The 763-nt window shown below is 61.9% G+C and carries 1 protein-coding gene; it reads right to left on the bottom strand.

What is annotated here, in order from left to right:
- Positions 1-119 precede the first annotated feature (119 nt).
- Positions 120-404 carry an HU family DNA-binding protein gene (locus tag OCH239_RS21435; RefSeq protein WP_037267575.1) on the bottom strand — a complete coding sequence of 95 codons (285 nt, stop codon included), beginning with the start codon at positions 402-404 and terminating at the stop codon, positions 120-122.
- Between the last annotated feature and the right edge of the window lie 359 nt (positions 405-763).

The raw sequence follows: 763 nt of genomic DNA on the forward strand, positions 1-763 counted from the left end.
CGCGTCCCCGCCGCCAGGCCACCGTGCCACGCTGGTCATGGCGCAGGAGCATCGTGCGGCGGGGATTGTAGCCGAGACGGTTTAGAACCTCGGTGAAGGTGAACACGCCTGGGCCGGGATCAGCTTGCGAGGCTGTCCTTCAGCGCCTTGCCGACGGTGACCTTCGGCGCACGGTGCGCTGGCTTCACGAAGCTCTCGCCTGTCGAAGGGTTGCGCATGGTGCGCTCGGGCTTGTCGACGGCAACCACCTTGCCCACGCCCGGGATCGGCACCGCGCTGCCGGCGGTGACATGCGCGCGGGTTACGCTTTCGATGGCGTTGACCACCTTCTCCGCCTCGGCCTTGCTTACGCCTGCCTCTTCGGCCACCGCGGCGACATAATCGGATTTGGTCATCGTGCTCATATCTGTCTCCCCTGCCGATACACGGCCGGTATTGATGTTAATATCGGGGCTGTCGCAATGTCCCTGGCGGTCCGCTCCCCTTGAGGGAATACCGTTGGTCAGGAGGTTTATGTGTTTGGGTGGAACGCATCAACAGACTGCGCCATCTTCCAAGTCGTTCCGCGGCATACCGGGTCGGAAGCATGGAAGCTTCCAAGCTGTGTTCCACTGGATCGTGAGGGGGAGGGTCATGGATCTTGACGAAGACAAGATCGACGCCGCCGTCTTTGCCTTACTGCGACTGACCCTCCACGATGGACAGCGCGCCTGGGGTCGTTTGCGGGAGAGTGCAAAATCCTAAAGCCCTTCGACATTAACCT

It is taken from the genome of Roseivivax halodurans JCM 10272, from assembly GCF_000521785.1.
Taxonomy (GTDB): Bacteria; Pseudomonadota; Alphaproteobacteria; order Rhodobacterales; family Rhodobacteraceae; genus Roseivivax; species Roseivivax halodurans.

Bases quoted from the DNA above. Each gene is read 5' to 3' on its own strand.
- OCH239_RS21435 (WP_037267575.1), bottom strand. From the start codon at position 404: ATGAGCACGATGACCAAATCCGATTATGTCGCCGCGGTGGCCGAAGAG.